General features: G+C 63.7%; 17 protein-coding genes and 1 pseudogene. 11 read left to right on the forward strand and 7 right to left on the reverse strand.

The features are described from left to right. Positions 1–91 precede the first annotated feature (91 nt). Positions 92–853: a carboxypeptidase-like regulatory domain-containing protein gene (locus tag LZC94_47015; protein ID WXB15361.1), complete on the forward strand. Its 762-nt coding sequence runs from the start codon at positions 92–94 to the stop codon at positions 851–853. A gap of 71 nt (positions 854–924) precedes the next feature. On the opposite strand, the gene LZC94_47020 is transcribed toward LZC94_47015, so the two are convergent. Then, positions 925–1,953, reverse strand: coding sequence for a helix-turn-helix domain-containing protein (locus tag LZC94_47020; protein ID WXB15362.1), 1,029 nt, complete (start codon positions 1,951–1,953; stop codon positions 925–927). Between the two features lie 72 nt (positions 1,954–2,025). Between LZC94_47020 and LZC94_47025 the strand changes: the two genes are divergently transcribed. Continuing rightward, a complete protein-coding gene (locus LZC94_47025) occupies positions 2,026–2,421 on the forward strand; it encodes a cupin domain-containing protein (GenBank protein ID WXB15363.1) in 396 nt (131 codons plus the stop codon). Positions 2,422–2,523: 102 nt separating this feature from the next. Here the strand turns inward: LZC94_47025 and LZC94_47030 are convergent, their stop codons facing one another. Further along, positions 2,524–3,375, reverse strand: a complete 852-nt coding sequence (locus LZC94_47030; GenBank protein WXB15364.1) for an NAD(P)H-binding protein — start codon at positions 3,373–3,375, stop codon at positions 2,524–2,526. A gap of 114 nt (positions 3,376–3,489) precedes the next feature. Between LZC94_47030 and LZC94_47035 the strand changes: the two genes are divergently transcribed. Continuing rightward, complete coding sequence (locus LZC94_47035; GenBank protein ID WXB15365.1) at positions 3,490–4,368, forward strand: AraC family transcriptional regulator; 879 nt, start codon at positions 3,490–3,492, stop codon at positions 4,366–4,368. 72 nt (positions 4,369–4,440) lie between these two features. On the opposite strand, the gene LZC94_47040 is transcribed toward LZC94_47035, so the two are convergent. Then, positions 4,441–4,851 carry a 4-oxalocrotonate tautomerase family protein gene (locus LZC94_47040; protein WXB15366.1) on the reverse strand — a complete coding sequence of 137 codons (411 nt, stop codon included), beginning with the start codon at positions 4,849–4,851 and terminating at the stop codon, positions 4,441–4,443. A 137-nt stretch (positions 4,852–4,988) separates the two neighbouring features. On the opposite strand from LZC94_47040, the gene LZC94_47045 reads away from it, so the two are divergent. From LZC94_47045 to LZC94_47065, 5 genes are all read left to right on the forward strand, one after another. After that, positions 4,989–5,639: a winged helix-turn-helix transcriptional regulator gene (locus LZC94_47045; GenBank protein WXB15367.1), complete on the forward strand. Its 651-nt coding sequence runs from the start codon at positions 4,989–4,991 to the stop codon at positions 5,637–5,639. A gap of 354 nt (positions 5,640–5,993) precedes the next feature. Next, positions 5,994–6,320 carry a hypothetical protein gene (locus LZC94_47050; protein WXB15368.1) on the forward strand — a complete coding sequence of 109 codons (327 nt, stop codon included), beginning with the start codon at positions 5,994–5,996 and terminating at the stop codon, positions 6,318–6,320. Positions 6,321–6,530: 210 nt separating this feature from the next. Further along, positions 6,531–6,986, forward strand: a complete 456-nt coding sequence (locus LZC94_47055) for a hypothetical protein (protein ID WXB15369.1) — start codon at positions 6,531–6,533, stop codon at positions 6,984–6,986. Positions 6,987–7,190: 204 nt separating this feature from the next. Next, on the forward strand, positions 7,191–8,753 hold the full coding sequence (argH, locus tag LZC94_47060; GenBank protein WXB15370.1) for an argininosuccinate lyase: 1,563 nt from the start codon (positions 7,191–7,193) through the stop codon (positions 8,751–8,753). 290 nt (positions 8,754–9,043) lie between these two features. Next, positions 9,044–9,229, forward strand: a complete 186-nt coding sequence (locus LZC94_47065) for a hypothetical protein (GenBank protein WXB15371.1) — start codon at positions 9,044–9,046, stop codon at positions 9,227–9,229. A gap of 33 nt (positions 9,230–9,262) precedes the next feature. Here the strand turns inward: LZC94_47065 and LZC94_47070 are convergent, their stop codons facing one another. Further along, positions 9,263–10,141 (reverse strand): LysR family transcriptional regulator, encoded by an 879-nt coding sequence (locus LZC94_47070; GenBank protein WXB15372.1) that lies wholly within the window; start codon positions 10,139–10,141, stop codon positions 9,263–9,265. A 117-nt stretch (positions 10,142–10,258) separates the two neighbouring features. Between LZC94_47070 and LZC94_47075 the strand changes: the two genes are divergently transcribed. Then, positions 10,259–11,002, forward strand: coding sequence for a glucose 1-dehydrogenase (locus tag LZC94_47075; GenBank protein WXB15373.1), 744 nt, complete (start codon positions 10,259–10,261; stop codon positions 11,000–11,002). A 14-nt stretch (positions 11,003–11,016) separates the two neighbouring features. Here LZC94_47075 and LZC94_47080 read toward each other — a convergent pair whose 3' ends face one another. The 3 genes from LZC94_47080 to LZC94_47090 form a co-directional block, all read right to left on the reverse strand. After that, on the reverse strand, positions 11,017–11,553 hold the full coding sequence (locus LZC94_47080; GenBank protein ID WXB15374.1) for a hypothetical protein: 537 nt from the start codon (positions 11,551–11,553) through the stop codon (positions 11,017–11,019). Between the two features lie 561 nt (positions 11,554–12,114). Continuing rightward, positions 12,115–12,942, reverse strand: coding sequence for a hypothetical protein (locus LZC94_47085; protein WXB15375.1), 828 nt, complete (start codon positions 12,940–12,942; stop codon positions 12,115–12,117). Positions 12,943–13,303: 361 nt separating this feature from the next. After that, positions 13,304–13,915, reverse strand: coding sequence for a hypothetical protein (locus LZC94_47090; GenBank protein WXB15376.1), 612 nt, complete (start codon positions 13,913–13,915; stop codon positions 13,304–13,306). Between the two features lie 967 nt (positions 13,916–14,882). On the opposite strand from LZC94_47090, the gene LZC94_47095 reads away from it, so the two are divergent. Both LZC94_47095 and LZC94_47100 read left to right on the forward strand, forming a co-directional pair. Continuing rightward, the gene (locus LZC94_47095; protein WXB15377.1) at positions 14,883–16,073 is read left to right on the forward strand and encodes a hypothetical protein; all 1,191 of its coding nucleotides are present in this window, start codon (positions 14,883–14,885) and stop codon (positions 16,071–16,073) included. A gap of 228 nt (positions 16,074–16,301) precedes the next feature. Continuing rightward, positions 16,302–16,957 (forward strand): annotated as a pseudogene (locus LZC94_47100) (ATP-binding protein). The last annotated feature ends 78 nt before the right edge of the window (positions 16,958–17,035 follow it).

Consider the following 17,035-nt stretch of genomic DNA (forward strand, 5'->3'; position numbering starts at 1 on the left):
AGGCTCGCGCGGTGGGGCGAGCTATCTCTTCGTCGTGAGGTCGACGCGGGCTTCACGATGAACATCGTATTTCAAGAAAGAAGGTATATCGATGCGACTTTGGCCTATCATCGCATGGCTCGGCATGGCTCCCATGATGGCGTGCGCCTCGGAGGCGTCCCCCGGTGCGCCGGCGGAGCAAGACGAGTCCGAGCTCGGGAAAATCGGTCGTTTCGCGACCATGTCGGGGGTCATTACCAATCTCGACACCAAAGTCGCCGTTCCCGGGGTCACCGTGGACGCGGGCTTGGGAAACCACAGGGCCGTCACCGATGCCCGGGGAGCATGGACGATCGCGCGTTTGCCCAAGCTCGTACCGTTTACGCCCACGCTCTCGGCCGATGATTTCGTGACGATCACCTTGCAGGAGTACATTCTTTTGGGTGATTTCGATCGCGGTGGTTTCGAGCTGGCGCCGGCCGCGCGTGCGACAGCCAGCCGCGGTCGCCTTCCGGATTACGATCCGGCCAAGGGCGTCCAGCACTTTACACTCATCAACACTGGGAATTGCTCCGATCCGAGCGGCGCCACCATCGTCCTCCCTCCCGGCAGCTCGGCGCGCGTCAAATACTTCAAAGAAGGACGCCTCAGCGACGCGCCCTCGATTTCGGCCAACGAGGATCCGCAAGTTTATTTTTACAACGTCGACCTCGACAAGGCGTTCGACTACGAGCTCGTCCACCCCACCTGCAAGCTCGTTCCGTTCCCCGTAAAAATGGGCAATGTCATTTACACGGGCGCGATGAAGGTCGAAGCCGGCGGACGGCTCGACGGCGCACTCCATGGATCCTTCTCGCGCATCTTCGTGAGGTAGGGAGAGCTCGAGCCAAGGGCGGCGTAACGCGATCCGTTCATCATCTCCTGCGGTTGGCGCGCGGACACCGTTCAGCGCGCTCGTGGTGCCGCTCTTGGCAGCTCGGAGCTCGGGAGCTCGTTCGTGAGCCTGAACTGCTTGCGATAAGCCGCGGGGGAGACCGAAAACGCAGACGTGAAATGCTGGCGCAGCGACACGGTGGAGCCGAAACCGACGATCTCGGCGATGCGGTCGATGGCCTTGTCGCTGGTCTCCAGCAATCGCTGCGCGGAAGCCAGCCGGTGGTTCAACAGCCATCGCGAGACCGTGGTTCCGGTCTTCGACTTGAAGCGCCGGGTGAAGTTGCGCCGGCTCATCGCGGCTTTGTTCGCCAGCACGTCCAGGGAAAGCGGCTGCTCGAGGTGTTCGATGGCCCAGTCGAGGGTGACGGCAAGCCGATCGCTGCCGCCGGTTTCGGGCAAGGGTTGCTCGATGTATTGCGCCTGGCCGCCGTGGCGATGCGGCGCCACGACCATGCGGCGCGCGACGCGGTTTGCCACTTCGGCGCCATGGTCACGGCGGAGCAAATGGATGCAGCAGTCGATGGCCGCCGCGGTGCCGGCCGAAGTCAGGATATCGCCGTCGTCCACGTAAAGTACTTTTTGATCCAACGCCACCCGCGGGTACTTGCGAGCAAAGTCCTCCGCCCACACCCAATGGGTCGACGCCGTGCGGCCATCCAGCAAGCCGGCTTCGGCCAAAACGAAAGCCCCCAGGCACAAGCCGGCGATCCTGGCGCCGCGCGCGTGCGCCTTGCGCAACGCCTTCAGCAGTGCTTCGGGTGGGCGTTCGTCCGGATCTCGCCAGGCCGGCACGATCACGGTATCGGCTTCTACCAGCGCCGACAGATCGTCCTGCACGTGGATATCGAATCCGGACAGGGTCGCCATGCGGCCCGCCCTCTCGCCACATATCCGCAGGCGATAACGCGGCACACCCAGCCTGGCCAGATCGTCGCCGAACACCATGCAAGGCACGGAGAGGTGGAAAGGACTGATGCCCTCGAAGGCGACCACCGCCACCGTGTGCGCCGTCGCGGAAAATCGGGCTGACTTCGGCATGGCCCAATCCTATCACATTTTGGCTATCGGGCCACTTCCGTCGAGCGCCCCGAAACCCAATACTCGGTCACCATGAAAACCGCATCTGCCATCCTGCTTTCCCTCAATCTCATCTCGTTTCCCGCGGCCGACTTGAAGTGGGTCGAGCTCCCCGGCACGGGCGGAATCAAATACGCCAATGTCCGCGGCAACCTTACCGGCAAAGGTCCGTACGAAGCATTCGTTCTATTTCCAGCGGGCAAAGACAATCCGTTTCACGTTCATTCGCACAACCTGCCGACGGTGGTGCTGAAAGGGACGTTCTACGCCGTCATCGACGGTAAGCGCGTGGAGTATCCCGCCGGCTCGTTCTACGATCTGCCGGCCAAGCTCCCTCATTTCAGCGGCTGCAACAAAGGCGAAGATTGCCTGCTGTTCCAATATCAGGCCGATCACTTCGATCTCGTTCCGGTGGGTCAAAAGAAATGAATACGGGTGCTTGGCCCGGAGGCATTCGACGCAGGCGGCCTGAGCTCTTCAGCTGCCGGACACCGCGCACCTTGGGCGGCGCTATTTGATCGAAGCCGAAACTCAGCGAAGCAGCGGCAGGTGATCGCGGACCCATACCTCGAACGATCGCGGGGCGCGACCAAGTATGCGTTCGACGGCGTCACTCTGGCTCGCTGCGTTTCCCGCGCGCACGTACGCATAGCCTTCGCGTACAGCGTCGGCGAAGGCTGCGGGGGTGCCGGCTTCGCGCATGCGATCGGCGGCCATCTCCGGTGTCACATCGCGCGTCGCAATGGATCGTCCCAGCGCGCGCCCGAGCGTCGCGATCTGCTCGGCGGCGGTGAGCGGTTCAGGCCCCGTGAGCTCGTAGATCGATCCATCGTGGGTATCTGTTGCGAGGGCGCGCGCCGCGACGGCGGCCACATCGCGTGGATCGACCACGGCGTGTCGTCCATCGCCCGTGGCGAGCTCGATGGCGTCCCCCGCTCGAATGGCTGGAACCCACGCCTGCGCATTGGACGCAAACCCCGCCGGGCGCAGAACCGTCCACGCGAGCCCCGATTCCATCACGCCTCGTTCGCCTGGCTCGTGCCATCGTGAGGAAGCCAGCGGCGCCGTGCCCGCACCGAACGCGGACATCTTCACGATTTTTTGGACGCTCGTACCCTTCACGGCGCGCAGCATGGCCGCGTCGTGATCGGCGACCCAGGGGCCTGCCGCCGTGAGTAGAAACAACGCGCGAACATTCGGCAGCGCGGACGCGAGCGACCTCGAATCGGTGAAATCACCGCGAACGAGCTCGAGCTCCTCACCGAGCGCGGCGCGCGCTTTTGCGGGATTCCGCGTCATCGCGCGCACGGGAATACGAGCCGCGCGAAGCTCCTTGACGAGCTCGCGACCGATGGTGCCGGCGGCACCCGTGATCAAGATCATGTGCTTCTCCTTTCTTCGACTCCCTCGACGGTGGGCACGCCCGGGTATCGAATCTTGGAAATTTCGGCACGAGGTTCCGCGTGCACGGAGGTGCCACGTCCGTAGAATGACTCGATGCATGCCACGGGCACCCCGAGTGCCATCACCGCCGCCCGCTCCCGAGTCACCACCGGAGAGTCCGTCGAGCGAAGCCTCGTGCCCGCCGTAGCGCTCGAGCCATGGATCGCGGACGTCCGCGTCATGTCCGTGGCTGCTTCACCCGAGCGCGTGATGACCCGCTTGCCGAGTGGGACCACGTCGCTCGTGCTCTGCGCGCGCCCCGGTCGCGTTGCCGAGCTCGTGGTCGCCGGTCCCAATTTGCATGCATCTTACAAACGAGCATCGTCGGTGCCGCTCTATGCTCGCTTCACATTTCGGCCTGGGGCCGCGCGCTCGTTCTTCGATCTGGCGGTGCACGAGCTCGCAGGACGCATCGTTCCCATCGGTGATCTCTGGCGGGACGGCGTCGATGCCTTGCACGGCGGGCTCGCGCGCTCGGACGGCACGTTCGACGATGTCGTTCGCATTCTGGAAGCAGCGTTGGTCGCGCGGCTCCACGCGTACCGCGTCGATGTCTCGCGCAGCCTGCTCGCGGGCCGCGCGGTGCGCGCCATCGATGCCGGCGCTCTGGACCGGGGGTCGATGCGCGCGTTGGCCGCCCAGCTTGGCGTGAGCGAACGTCATCTTCGGCAGGTGTTCCTCGAAGCGATGGGCATCCCGCCGAAGCGATACGCCCGGATCGCACGCATTCGCCGCGTGGTTGCCAGGGCGGGCACGGCGAGCTGGGCCCAGCTCGCGATCGAGATGGGATTTTACGATCAGGCGCATCTCCACGCCGAGTTCTCGGAGCTGCTCGGGATCACGCCGCGCGCGTTTCTCACGACCCTCGCTGCAAAGGCGCAGCTCCTGAAAGGATCGCGCACCGTCGGCAGCGACGGAGAGGAGTCCAGGTGACGTCGAGCTCAGGAGGCCGTGTCTCGGTCACGGCGCGACATCGCGTCAGGGGGATGCGGTGAGCAAGTAGCCTTACTCGCCAGCGGCGGGGTAAGCGTTTCGTTGATCTTCGACCCGCCGTTGGTCGTCCGCGAGCAGGTTTCCCTCGACCGCCACGACGTCGAGCGAATGCTCGTGCATGAAGGTGATGAAGGCCGGAAGTTGGTAGGCGTTGGTGACCGCCTCGCTGACCTTCTTGAGCATCTTGCGCTTGGCATCGGGATCGCCTCCCCGGGGGACGTGCATGATGAACACGGGCCGGGCCGGTTCCGAGCCGAGGTTGCCATTTTGGCTCATGCTGCCGAGCGGCCACTCGCGCAGGAAGATCCGCGTGTCGTCGGGGAAGGGGTACACCTCGTGAAGAGCTGCGTAGAGGTCTTTTACGAGGTCCCTTTTCGTATCGAGATCCGCACCGGCAGGAACGTCGAGGTATGCGACTGGCATTTTCATTTTCCCTTTGAGTTGGTCCACGATGAACGGATGGTCGTTCCATCGTTGCCCCTCTTCACGGAAGTGTGTGGTCCGATGTTGTTTAAGTAAAGCGATTTGACTTTAAATTTTAAAGCGGTAGATTTTGGCGCATGAAGTCGTATGGCCAGTACTGTGGGGTGGCCCGAGGGCTCGACGTCATCGGCGACCGTTGGGTCCTCTTGATCGTGCGAGAGCTCCTCGACGGCCCTCGCCGCTACAGCGAGCTGGCCTATGGGCTCCCGGGAATCGCCACCAACCTGCTCGCCGAAAGGCTGCGCACGATGCAGGAGAACGGGCTGGTGATTGGCACCGACGACGACCGCTACCAGCTCACCGAGTGGGGGGAGAGCCTGCGGGGGGTGCTCTCCGCCATCGGCGGGTGGGCGAGGCCCATGATGGACCGGATGGCGGAAGGAGACGTATTTCGCAGCCACTGGATTGCGCACCCCATCCGGGACATGTTTCCGGGCACCGATCCGGCGCGTCCGGAGCTGACCATCGAGTTGCGTTGCGGCGAAGAACCCATGACGCTCCGTTCCACCAAAGGCCGAGTGAGCGTGCACCCCGGCTCCGCCACCGCCCCCGATCTCGTCCTGACCGGACCGCCCGATGCAGCCTTCGGGCTGCTCGCGCGCCGCATCAAGCCTGCCGAGGCCAAAGCCCGCGGGTTGGCCATCACCGGTGACGTGCGGCTTTTAGGCCGGCTCACCACGGGGCTCGCCTTACCGGTGAGGGTGGAGTCACGTGCAAAACGCACGTGACTCCGAAGTACCAATCACGCCGGGTGGCGTGATTGGTACTGCTTTGCACGTGAAGGCTCGATGGTGTGGTCGCCGCCCTATGAGGCTGCGATCCGGAATTGTGATATGTCGGTTTCATTGGGGGCGACGGCTACTTCGGGAGAGTCCATGCACGTGTGCCACCTCACGACGAAAATCGTCTTCGCTTTCGCCCTGGCGGTTTCGTGCGTGATGGCCTCGGGTTGCGCGCCGGCTCGTCCGGCACGAACGTCCGAGGGCGCCATTTGTGGCGTGGGAAGAACAGGTCCGCTGTCGACGGCGCGATTTCGCGCGCTCATGGAGACCATTGCCCAGGGCTGGAATGAAGGTGACTCGATGAAATCCGCGCGATGCTTCGCGGAAGGCGCCATCTACATGGAGCCACCGGATCTTCAGGTCTACGAGGGCCGAGCGGCCCTCTACGCGTTCTTCGGCGGAAAGGAGCAGCCTCCAATCCCTGGACGAATGACCTGGCATCACCTGCTGTTCGATGAAGCGCAGCAAGTCGGCGCGGGCGAGTACACGTACCAGGGGACTCGCCGGCTTCACGGGATCGTCATCGTCCGCGTGGACCAGGCATCCGGGGTCATCAGCCGTTGGCGCGAGTACCAACGTGCGTCGCCGCTGACGTGGGATGATTTCGTCGGCAAGAGCAAGTTCTGAAATGACGAGAACCGATCCGCGTCTCCAGGATATCGCCGGTGTCACCATCGCGACGGCCGAGAGCATCGAGTAGCTCGGGATGCGCCGCGATCGCGAGGCAGGGCGCGCGAAAGCACGGATTTCGAAATCCGTGGGCCACCCATTGCGTGAAGTGCTCCGGCGGAGGAGCTCAATACGTGCTAAGCTCGATCCTCCGAGGTGAGGGCTGCCATGGGATCAATCTTCCGAAAACGAGGAGCGGAGGCGCAGAGAGGCCGCCGAGGAGACAACGGCGATTCGAATACACAACCTCCCATTCCCAAAGACTGGGGCTGGGCCAAGATGCGGTATCGCGACGGCAAGGCCCTTGGTTATTACTATCGCGACGCGGCCGCCGGACCGTCGTTCAAGATCCTGCTCGATCTCGCGCCTGCCCGCAGCGTGAGCGAAATACGCGATGAATTGGCTTCACTCGGGTACCGCGGGTCCGTCACCTACCGGTGCGGTGCACACGAGACGATGAACGTCGAGGGCTTGCCGAGCGATGTCGTGGCGTTCCTATTGGACAAATTCGAACATGGCACGGGTCGTGGTGACGCGATCGTGATGAAATTGACCCGCGCCGAGTGCGAGGCGTATGGGTTGCCCGATAGGCCGCCCTGGATCGGTCACTATCTACGAGGTTGAGCGATCCCGCTGACCCATCCCTGGGCGCCGACCCGAATCGTCTCGGCGCCGATGATCGACGGCGCCCCTCGGAGGGCGACGATTCTACGATTCATCGAATGCGAATACGCGTCATCGTCGCATCGCGGCTTGCTTCGAGCGCTCGAATGCGCGATGGAATGCGCAATGCCTAGGCTTTCGCATGGGTCGAGAATCATTTGGAGCGTGATCGCGCTGACGGCTTCGTCGCTCGCGGCCTGCGGCGGCCGGGCGAGCCCGGTGGCACGGCCTCCGCGCGCCCTCCACGTGGCGAAGGATGACGGTGCTCGCTTCGGCCGTACGAGCACGCCGATCGACCCTGCGTTTCGAGCCATGTACGATTTTCGCAGCCACGCGCCCCCCCTGAACGACGCGATCTTCTACGCGCAAACGGCGATTCACCGAGCGCATGCGTCGATGCTGGCGGAGCAGCACATTCTCTCTCCCCGCGAGGCGAGCTCCATCCTGTCCGGGCTTGCCCGAGTCGACGCCATGGCTGCGCACGATCCTGCGTTGCGCGCGTACATGCCTTACGAGAGGGCTCTCATCCGGAGCGTCGGTCCGATCGCGGGCAAACTCAATACGGGGCGCAGTCGCAACGACATGGGAAACGCGGAGAGGCGCATTTATTACCGCGATCGGGTGAATGTGCTGGTCTCCGAGCTCATCGCCTTTCGAACCGTGCTGGTCGACAAAGCGGCCGAGAATCTCGATACCGTCATGGTCGCCCATACGCATCGTAAACAGGCCCAGCCCATCACCCTCGGCCATTACTTGATGGCGCACGCGGAATCGGTGGGCAAGAGCATTCAGCGCTACGAGGACCTGTACAAGCGACTGAATCTGAGCCCGCTCGGGTCGGCCGCCACGGCGGGCACCGGCTTTCCGCTGAACCGCTCGCGGACCGCGGAGCTTTTGGGCTTCGATGGCCTGGTGACCAACTCGATCGAAGGGGTGGCAGGATGGGACCACGTGGCGGAGCTCGCCGCCGCCAATAGCATCTACATGTCGAGTCTCGCGCGGCTCGCCTCGGAAATTCAAAATTGGCAGACCGACGAATTCAACGATGTCGAGCTCGATGACGGGTTTGCGGGCACCAGCAGCATCATGCCGCAGAAAAAGAATCCCGACTCGCTCGAATACATTAAACTTGCAAGCGCGGAGACGATGGGGGTCGAGGTCTCGATTCTGGCCTCGCTCAATGCCATTGAATATCAGCACAGCGACGACAGAGCCCCGATCGAGCCACGGGCCCTCGAAGCGGTTTTGGCTTCGACGCGGTGTATGGCGGGCATCATCCGGACGCTCCACGCCAACAAGGAGATCATGCGCAAGGCGGCGACCGAGGGGTTCGCGACGATGACGGAGCTCGCGGACACCATGGTTCGTAAGACCGGCATCCCCTTTCGCGAAGCGCACGAAATCGTCGCGCGTACCGTCACGAGGGCAGCAAAAGATGGAATCAAGGCGAACGAGATTACGCTCGCGAGGGTGCAATCGGCCGCCCATGAAGAGCTCGGGCACGACATCGCCTTGTCCGAAGCCGACGTCCGGGAAGCGCTCGACCCGATGGTCGTCGTCGAACGCCGCGCCACCGAGGGCGGGCCCGCGCCGAGCTCGGTGAAGGCGATGATCGAGACCACCCGCGACGATATCGCTCGAGAGCAATTGCGCCTGCGTGAGCGCACCGGACGTATCGAGAAAGCACGCGCCATGCTCGATCGCGCCGTTCGCTCGTGGACCGAGTGAGTTGACGACCCATGGTCGTCTTCTGCGTGGACCTACCCTTCACCCGCGCCCGCGGACGTCCGTGGTGTCGAAGTGGTTCGCAGCCGCCGTACCGGAGGACGGAACCGCCGCGGGCGCGTTCGGTGTGTGAAAGGCCATCCATTTTGTCTATCGGGCCACTTTTGCCGAGCGCCGCGAAACCCAATACTCGGCCCCATGAAAACCGCATCCGCCATCCTGCTGTCCCTCAATTTCATTTCGTTTCCCGCGGCCGATTTGAAGTGGGTCGAGCTTCGCAAGACCTGCCGACGGTGGTGCTGAAAGGAACGTTCTACGCCGTCATCGACGGTAAGCGCGTGGAGTATCCCGCCGGTTCGTTCTACGACCTGCCGGCCAAGCTTCCTCATTTCAGTGGCTGCAACGAAGGTGAAGCTTGTCTGCTGTTCCGGTATCAGGCCGATCACTTCGATCTCGTCCCTATGGGTCAAAAGAAATGAATACGGGTACTTGGTCCGGAGCCCAGCTCGGGATCAGGCCAGCGCGTCTTTCAAGTATTGAATCAATGCGCGCACCTTGGGCGGCACATGCGTCGATGGCGGCCGCACGGCATAGATGGGAATCGCGGGGAGCGACCATTCCGGCAGGAGTCGCACCAAGCGGCCAGCGGCGATGTCCTCTTGGAGCTGGACGCGCCAGTCGGCGCCGAGGATGGCGCCCACCCCTTCCAGTGCCAGGCGGCGGTTGGCGTCGATGACATCGCTGACCACGCGCGCCGAGAGCGTTACCGTGCGCACCTCGTCGCCCCGCCGCCACGTGGTCGGATTCAAATGCGCGCGGTGGAGCACCCACGGATAACGCAGCAAATCATTTGGCTCCGTGGGGACGCCAAATCGACTCACCAGCTCGGGAATCGCAAGTGGCAAAAGGCGGAACGAGCTCAATTGGGTCGCACGCAGCGCGGAGCTCGCAGGGCGGCCGAAGCGTACCGCCAGATCGAAGCGCTCGGCCACGACGTCGGCCAGCGAGGGCCCGCCGTGCAGCTCCAGCCGCAGACGCGGGTGCGCTCGGAGGAACGACGCCAGCGCGGGCGTCAGCACGGTGGAGGCATATTCGTTGGTCGAGGTGATGCGCAGGGTGCCCGATAAGCCCATCTGCTGTTTGGCCTGCGACTCGACCCGCTCGGCCTCCAGCAAGAGCGCGCTGCCCGCGGCGTGCAGGCGCTCGCCCGCCTCGGTGGGCGCAAGCCGCCGCGTGCTCCGCACCACCAGGTTGCACCCGAGGTCATCCTCCAGGTGGCGCACGTGCGCGCTCACCGCCGCCTTGGTGAGGCCCAGCGCCTTGCCGGCCGCGGTGAAGGACCCCGCATCCACCACCGCCACGAAGGAGGTGAGCTTGACCAGATCGAGCATTGGGCCATTGTCAACGTTTCGTTGACGGTATGTCCAGACCTTCCACGGCTGCTCCACGACCTGGCCGCGATCTAGTTTCTCGGTGCGGCGCCAAACAGAGCACCGCAGGAGACCATCATGGGCAAATTGCAAGGGAAGGTCGCAGTAGTCACGGGGGCATCCAAGGGCATTGGCGCGGGCATCGCGAAGGCGCTGGGCGCGGAGGGCGCCCGCGTCATCGTGGGCTACGCCGGCGACCGCGCAGGGGCCGAACGCACGGTGCGGGCCATCGAGGCCTCGGGCGGCGAGGCCCACGCGGTGCAAGCCGATCTCTCCAAGGAGGCCGGTGTGAAGGGCCTCTTCGCGACCACGCGCGAGATGTACGGCCGCCTCGACGTGCTGGTGAACAATGCCGGCATCTATCGCTTTTCGCCGGTCGAAGGGGTGACCCTCGACGATCTCCAGCAGCAGTTCGCCGTCAACGTGTTCGGCCCCGTGCTGGCGGTACGCGAGGCGCTGCCGCTGTTCGGCCCCGAGGGCGGAAGCATCATCAATGTGGGCACCGGCGGCACCTCGCTGAACCCCGCCAACGCCGTGGTCTACATCGCCTCGAAGGCGGCGCTCGACGCCGCCACCGGCGTGCTCGCGCGCGAGCTGGGGCTTCGGAAAATCCGCGTGAACTCGCTGAATCCCGGGGTGGTCGACACCGAAGGCAACAACGCGAACCTGGGCTCCGATTTCGTCAAGAGCTTGATCGCCAACACGCCGCTAGGACGCGTCGGGCAGCCGGAAGACATCAGCCCCCTCGCGGTATTCCTGGCCTCGAACGACTCCGCGTGGCTCACCGGCGAGATTCTGGTGGCGGGTGGCGGCCTTCGGTGACCTTTGGCGAAGCCTTACATCGGGAGTCCCGCGAAGGACGGGAGCCCCTTGACCGCCGCGTCCACGCGCGCCGTCGTCGTAACATGATGGATCGCACGGCGCGCACGCGAGAGCGGATGCATGGGAAACGCGACGTCGAAGCGCTCGTCGTCCGGATCGAAGCCTGCCACGCGCATGCGTCCCCCGCTCACTTCCAGTTTCGCCCCCGCTGCCATTTGCTGATCGAGGAGCACCGCCTCGCGGACCCCCGTCGTGCCGCCCTCTTCGCATTGGACCTTGAGCACGAAGCTGAAATCGCGGAAAGGGATCATGACGGAGGCGACGTAGGTGAAACCGGAGGCGTGCTGGGGAATTTTCGCGATTGTCTTCACGGCGAGGCATCCGTCGACTCGGAGCAGCGAAGCTTCGACGATTGCACCCCCGGAGGGACGGAGTTGGGCATCGTAATGGCTGCGCAGGTCGTCGACCTTCTTGCTCGGGGGGATGTCGGGTGGCAGCGCGAAAAAGTACAGGCCGAAACCGTCCCGATCGGGGGTGAGCCACGCACGCATGGTCGGTGGGGATTCTCTCGAAGAGTACCCCGTCGCGTCGAAGCGAATCGATGCGAGCGACGGATGTGTGTGCGTCTTTCCGATTCCGAACATGGTTTTTGTCCTGCGTTTTTTTGTATCTCAGCATATTCCTTCACACGCGGGCGTCTCGGAAAATCGACGGGACGGCCCGTGCGTGTGCGCGGATCTATCGAGGAGGCCCATTAGGAATGGTTACTTCGGTACGCCAGCCGAGCAAGTGGGCCTTGCCCGCGGGGGGGCCAATCCACCTTCCACCACGATTTTGGAAGGGGAACACATAGGAGACGGCCACCGGACGCCGATGCAGGAGCACGGGTGTAAACCGATAAGGCTGTGGTGTTTGGATGGCGTCGGCTGTAGCGCAGTCGCATTCCGGCGGTACCTCGAGGGTGCGGCAGTTCGACACCGAGCCATCCGTCTCGATGATGCGCTGAAAAACGTACATGCCGGGGCAAGTCGAGCCGCCCTGGATGAATTCCGGGGGATTCTCTCGAGAGGCGGAGGGCGAGCCATCGTGTGGTTGCAAAGCTCCTCATCTGGTCACGATGACTTTGGTTGGTCCATGGGCCCCATGCGCCTGCCCAAATTGTCGACACGCCGAGTCTTGGCCGCGCTCCATAGCCAGATGGCGAGCAGGCCGTACATGACGACGGTCGCCGGAAAATAAATTGCACCCAGAAACCGATTCAGCGCGTCGATCTCGGCAAAGCCGACCGTACGCAGACCGAGGCGTATGGCGTTGAGTGTCCATGCGATGGAACCGAGACGTGCGGGCGCGCCCCGCTCCCCCCGAAGGGACAGGGCGAAGCAGGCCGACCCCAGAGCGTAGGTGAGCACCGCCGGGAAGTAGAGCGCGTTGACGGCGGCATCCCATTGGGCGATGCGCTCAATGACCATTTGCCTGAGCGCCTCGTCGTGCGCGCTCAGATACTCGCGTGCCCAGTGCTGGCTGATGGCAAAGAGGTCGATCGAGCGGCAGGCCAATTCGAAGCCGATGAGCAGCAGCATGCTGGCGAAACCGACGAGGGCTGCCACTGGCGCTCGACGCACACGGTCGAACGCGGTGGCAGCAAAGACCGCGAGCAGGAGCAAGAGGCTGAGGAGCATCACCGTGGCGCGCACGTGTTCGATCGACAGGCTGCGCACCTGGATCGCCTCCACAGCGGAGTTGGCCTCCGGGATCAGGAATCGGTTCGCGATGGCTTGAAACACTTGCGCTGCGATGTTGAGCACCGCGCACGCGGCGCCGATGCGGCACAGGCGCGCGCGCTCCGCATCGTAGTGCTCGACCGAAATCGGCGGAATCTGGGAAACGGACGGTATGGCGTGGGCGGAGGCATCCTGGCGGGGTAAGTGCATTTCACCCATTGCGATCTCCTCGGTCTCGGTATTCGGCGCTCGAGCGGTACATGCTTCTCAATCGACCTTTTACGTGATCCGTCGATTCCGTCTCCCGGGGCAGTCAAACCTCCGAGGCCACGTATTGTTCCGTCGAAGCCGTGTGCGCATTTCGTCGAAGCGGAATGCGGCCTACGCCGCCACTGGGCGCCGAATCACGTCAGGCTCACCCGACCTCCGCACCTAACCGCGCCCGCTGCTCTCGAGAACCGAGCACAGAGCCACCAAAGCGTTGCAGCGCGTCTCACGCCGGCCGATGCGAGAGCCCGCGGCAGCACTGGACCAGCCAAACTCACGCTCCGCGCGGGAGGCATCTCGATGCCGGGAGCGACTATCTCACGGGCTCGACCACCGTGTACGTAATCCGCTTCACGTTGGTGTACGTTGGCAGGAAGATCGCAAACGCGTCCGTCTCAACGGCCGGCGACGTGAACTCAGCTCGCACCCCATCCGCCCCCACCGTGATGGTGGTGGGCGCGATGAGCGGCTCCCAGCTCCCCGCCGCCGTGCGATAGGTCAGGCAGGTCTGCTTCGCCAGCTCCTGCAGCGTGCTGCTGTTCCCTGGGCTCAGCTCCTGATCGATGTTGATGCTGAGCAGCTTGATGGGAGTCTGCACGGGTACGGATACGCGCGCGAGCGTCTCCTGCGGATCGGGGGTCCAGCAGCCGGCTCGTGTATAGGGGACCTGGAGGTCGCCGGGCTCGGCCCTCGATAGCGCGCGGCTCGGCGCGCCCGGCCTGAGCGGCAGCACCAGCGTCTCGTTGGCGATGCTCAGACTCGGCGGCGTGTGAGCGGGGTCGTAGTGGGTGAGATCCAGTGAGTGGACGACGACTCCTTTTTCTGCGCTGCCGCCGTCGGCCGTGCCACACTGGAATCCTGCTGCGATCAGAAAGGAACCTGCCGCCGCCGCAAGAATGCGTGGCGCGCTGCCCATAACGTTCATGCTCTGGATATCGACCCCGGCGCGGGAAGGTTGCCTCGTATCTCGCTCCAGGCCCGCGAGAGCTCTCCTGGTCCGTGGCAGCGGACCTGGTGCGAGATGACATAGGGAGCGCGCAAACCGCATCGCTCGTGTGTTTCGGTTGGTACTCGAAGAAGATATGGTCTTGGTCGGCCAGTACAACGAAGAAGTGGCCCATCGCGCACGGTTGCCGTCGACCGGGGAGGGCCGCCGGGCGAAGCGGCGCGGGCGTTTCTCCGTGGGAGTTCAAAGACCAGGGCGCGAAGCACGAAGACTCGTGACGCGCGCAGGCGGAGGGTGGGAACGTAGATGAGCTTGCGCGTTGGCCTTCCTCGACAACTGTCCGGATACCAAGGCATCTCGACGTCGAGCGGCCTTCGCTTTGGCGCGGGTTTGGGCGATGGCAGGAGACTCGAAACCGGGGGCTGAGGCTTTGTGCGAAGATGCCGGCCGCCGTGCATGGCGAATCGTACGACGCGATTGGCCAACGTCCACGTAAGAGATTCGCCGATACGGGCAATTTTTCTGACGAATGTCCGCATCGAATTTGGCGGCGCGGTCGATAGCCCCTTCCGCGTCGACGATACATCGAAGGGAGATTCCGCCTCACGCGGATCGAATTCGGTGCGGACAAAGGCCGGACTATCGGCGTAGGGCCTGCACCCCAGCGTCCTGACGATGATGAACGAGAACGCGGCGGCGGGGAGCGCTCCCAAACCCGGTGCACAAGCTCGAGACCCGCGGCGCCACAGTGGAGAGGCATCGCCTGTGGCGCATCACCTGGTGCTGGCTCGAGCTCGGGGTGGCCAGGAAGAATGGAACTTCAGACAAGGTGCCTGATTGAAAATCATGTGTCTGCCAAGCTGCTCGAGAGGGAGTAGGGCGGGATTCGAATCCGCGGCGGCCACCCGACATAGGACGAGCGGGCTTTTCCGGTATGCTCGGCCGCATGAGCGATGAGCTGGTTCGTCTCACCCGCGAAGAACTATTCGACCTCGTGTGGTCGACCCCTATGAGCAGGCTGGCCGACCGATTCGGAGTGTCTGATGTTGCCTTATCCAAGACGTGCCGTCGTTACGACGTGCCCACCCCTGGACGAGGGTACTGGGCGCAACTCGCTGCAGGTCAGAAGCCCGCGCGCGCAAAGCTCCTCAAGAGCTCGAACACCGAGCCGATCGTCTTCCGTAAAATAGCGGAGGGTGCCGCGGCTGGTTCCAAGATCGAACCGCCGATGGTTGTCGTCGCGGAGCAACTGACTGACCCACATCCCGCCGTGCAATGGCTGGCATCCGCGTTCAAGGATGCGAAGCCCGACAAGCTCGGACGCCTCGTCGTTGAGAACCCGTGGGGCCCAGAGTTCAGTGTCACCAAGGGACGCGTCGCGCGCGCACTCCTCGTCCTCGATGCTTTCGTCAAAGCGCTCGAGGCGCGGGGCCATCGTGTCGAAGTGAAGCCGCGTGGTGACAGTGGGCGGCCCGATATGCTCGCGTTCGTCTTCGAATACGACTTCACGATCGAGCTCGAAGAGAAGCTTGATCGCAAGCCGCACGAGCTCACGAAAGAGGAGAAACAACAGAAAGAAAAGTGGGGGTGGAGCAACTTTCCCAAGTACGAGTACTTCGCCAACGGAGAGCTCGCCCTTCGGATCGCTCGAACACACTACAATTACACGGGACGAAAGAGCGTATCGGACACGAAGTTGCGGCGCATCGACGACCAGCTCGGGCATCTCGTTCTCGCCACCGAGCTGGCTGCGGAACTGGGAACGCACGAGCTGAGGGAAGCCAAACGCCAACAAGAGGAGTGGCGGGCCGCGGAGCGTCGACGCCTAAGAAGTGAGCGGCTGCAGTGGTATCGCAGATGGCTTGCGGAAGACCTCGAGCGCATGGCGGCGGATTGGGAGGGCGCGAAACGGTTGATGTCGTTCGTGGCAGCCTACGAGACGGCGCTGCCGGACGAGAAGAGGACGGCGCGGGACAAAGCGTGGCTTTCCGCGGTCCAAGCGTACGTGCGTCAGCTCGATCCGCTTCTCCACGTCACGGAGATTTCGAAGGATCTCGAGCCTTCGGACGAGGAGCTGGAGAAGCTCGTGGCGAAGTACGCACAGGCCGAAAGAACGCAGAATATCCAACATGAGTGAGTTGCGCGCCGGCAGGATTGGAAGCTGCGACCTATGGCTCCGGAGACCAGTGATCTATCCGCCTGCGCCGTCCACGTTGCTCGAGCTCGGGCACGGTGGCGAAACCGGCAGCCGCACCAGACTCCGGTTCCGTCGCCGTGACGCATCGCTCTGCCGAGCGCGGCCCATCACGGCTCGTGTCGACGGCTGCTACGTGCTTGATCTCCCGCCGCAGGCTTTGATCCAACGATGCGTCTCGAACATTGGGACAAGGGTGCGAAAGTCTCCTTCGACAAGCGCGTACTCTCGGAGCTCGCAAGCCTCCGATTCCTCGAGGCGCACCGCCACATTTGCATTCTCGGTCCGGTCGGCGTCGGCAAGACCTTCGTCGCGAACGCACTGGGTCACCTCGCATGCCGGCACGATCCAACGTGACGTTCGCGCGTGCCGACGAGACGCTCTGCCGTCTTCGTCAAAGCCGCTTCGACAACTCACGCGATGCACAGATGACGGCTCTCGCGACAGTCGATCTCTTGATCCTCGATGACTTCGCTCTCGAACCGATGTCGAAAGAGGAGAGCAAGGATGTCTATCAACTGTTCCTCGAACGCACGGGTCGCGCGTCGATGATCGTCACTTCCAACCGCGACACGGCGGAGTGGCTCGCGATGTTCGACGAGGTACTCCTCGCGCAGAGCGCCGTCGATCGATTCAAGAACTCGGCCTACGACTTCGTCGTCGAGGGTGAATCGTACCGCGCGCGTCTCAAGCCCGCGATCGATGCTTCGACTCCAGAGCTCGGGAGCGGAGGTCGGGCGTTCCGCCCTGGCCTCCGCGACGAGCACCACGCCGCCCGAGACGCCTCGGGATGTTTTATTGACTACGAGGCATCGACGGTACGGTAGCCGCATACGAGAAAGACGAGCTCGATCACCGGACGCGATCTTTGCGTTCCCTCTCTCCGCACCCGCGGGATACCGTCC

The organism is Sorangiineae bacterium MSr11954, assembly GCA_037157815.1.
In the GTDB taxonomy this organism is placed as follows: Bacteria; Myxococcota_A; Polyangia; order Polyangiales; family Polyangiaceae; genus Pendulispora; species Pendulispora albinea.

Bases quoted from the DNA above. Each gene is read 5' to 3' on its own strand.
- LZC94_47075 (WXB15373.1), top strand. From the start codon at position 10,259: ATGGGCAAATTGCAAGGGAAGGTCGCAGTAGTCACGGGGGCATCCAAG.
- LZC94_47070 (WXB15372.1), bottom strand. From the start codon at position 10,141: ATGCTCGATCTGGTCAAGCTCACCTCCTTCGTGGCGGTGGTGGATGCG.
- LZC94_47020 (WXB15362.1), bottom strand. From the start codon at position 1,953: ATGCCGAAGTCAGCCCGATTTTCCGCGACGGCGCACACGGTGGCGGTG.
- LZC94_47095 (WXB15377.1), top strand. From the start codon at position 14,883: ATGAGCGATGAGCTGGTTCGTCTCACCCGCGAAGAACTATTCGACCTC.
- LZC94_47055 (WXB15369.1), top strand. From the start codon at position 6,531: ATGGGATCAATCTTCCGAAAACGAGGAGCGGAGGCGCAGAGAGGCCGC.
- LZC94_47035 (WXB15365.1), top strand. From the start codon at position 3,490: ATGCATGCCACGGGCACCCCGAGTGCCATCACCGCCGCCCGCTCCCGA.
- LZC94_47015 (WXB15361.1), top strand. From the start codon at position 92: ATGCGACTTTGGCCTATCATCGCATGGCTCGGCATGGCTCCCATGATG.
- LZC94_47085 (WXB15375.1), bottom strand. From the start codon at position 12,942: ATGGGTGAAATGCACTTACCCCGCCAGGATGCCTCCGCCCACGCCATA.
- LZC94_47050 (WXB15368.1), top strand. From the start codon at position 5,994: ATGAAATCCGCGCGATGCTTCGCGGAAGGCGCCATCTACATGGAGCCA.
- LZC94_47025 (WXB15363.1), top strand. From the start codon at position 2,026: ATGAAAACCGCATCTGCCATCCTGCTTTCCCTCAATCTCATCTCGTTT.
- LZC94_47045 (WXB15367.1), top strand. From the start codon at position 4,989: ATGAAGTCGTATGGCCAGTACTGTGGGGTGGCCCGAGGGCTCGACGTC.
- LZC94_47090 (WXB15376.1), bottom strand. From the start codon at position 13,915: ATGAACGTTATGGGCAGCGCGCCACGCATTCTTGCGGCGGCGGCAGGT.
- LZC94_47040 (WXB15366.1), bottom strand. From the start codon at position 4,851: ATGCCAGTCGCATACCTCGACGTTCCTGCCGGTGCGGATCTCGATACG.
- LZC94_47030 (WXB15364.1), bottom strand. From the start codon at position 3,375: ATGATCTTGATCACGGGTGCCGCCGGCACCATCGGTCGCGAGCTCGTC.
- LZC94_47080 (WXB15374.1), bottom strand. From the start codon at position 11,553: ATGCGTGCGTGGCTCACCCCCGATCGGGACGGTTTCGGCCTGTACTTT.